This window comes from Oleiphilus sp. HI0043 (assembly GCF_001634935.1).
This window is the reverse complement of the sequence record NZ_LWEY01001885.1, coordinates 1-854: the sequence shown is the minus strand read 5'-3', so window position 1 is coordinate 854 and position 854 is coordinate 1. Positions and strand designations below refer to the sequence as shown.

The window sequence follows — 854 nt, the reverse complement described above, 5'->3', positions numbered from 1 at the left end:
GATCAAAGTGACTGGCGTTGACCGTGAGATAATAGAGAAGTGGTTGTATGTGATTATTGCTTTAGCACTGATTACCGGCCTGATAGGAATGGGGCACCACTACTTCTGGATCGGCCCGGGTGAGTACTGGTTGTGGCTGGGTTCTATCTTCTCAGCGCTTGAACCAATTCCTTTCTTCATGATGGTTGTGTTCGCATTCAAGATGGTTCGTGAACGTCGTCATGAGCATGGCAACCAGATAGCATTGACTTGGGCTTTAGGTACTTCGGTAATGGCGTTCTTGGGCGCAGGTGTATGGGGCTTCATTCATACGCTAGCACCGGTGAACTATTTTACACACGGTTCGCAGATTACTGCAGCTCACGGACATCTAGCATTCTTTGGGGCTTACTCAATGATTGTGATGACGATAATGTCCTATTCAATGCCAATTATGCGTGGTCGCCCTCACGGCAACTGTGAAAGAGCACAGAGATTGGAGCGTATGTCGTTCTGGACAATGTGTATCGCAATGTGCGGTATTACCTTGGCCTTAACCGTGGCGGGCGTCTGGCAGATTATTCTCCAGCGTTTACCAGATGACGCAAATGCTCTGAGCTTTATGGCAACTCAAGAACAACTTCATCCTGTCTTCTGGGTACGTTTGTTCTTCGGTGTGATGTTCACTACAGGTGTAGGCATGTTCTTCGCAAGCTTCTTTGTTGGCGATAAGCAAGGTCTAGTTATCCCTGAGGGTGAGCAAAGAGCAGCTTCATAAGTGAAGTGCAAGTTGGCTGAACTTAGGAATAAGCTTAGCCAACTATATTAACCCCACTTAGGTGCAGTTAGATAAAAGGGCTGCACCTTATTCCATA

At 47.1% G+C, this 854-nt stretch carries 1 protein-coding gene; it reads left to right on the top strand.

All coding sequences use genetic code 11. The annotated features are described in order from the left end of the window. Positions 1-757, top strand: a 757-nt coding sequence (locus A3729_RS28875) for a cbb3-type cytochrome c oxidase subunit I (protein WP_197476250.1), incomplete at its 5' end; no start/stop codon positions are given. Positions 758-854: the final 97 nt, after the last annotated feature.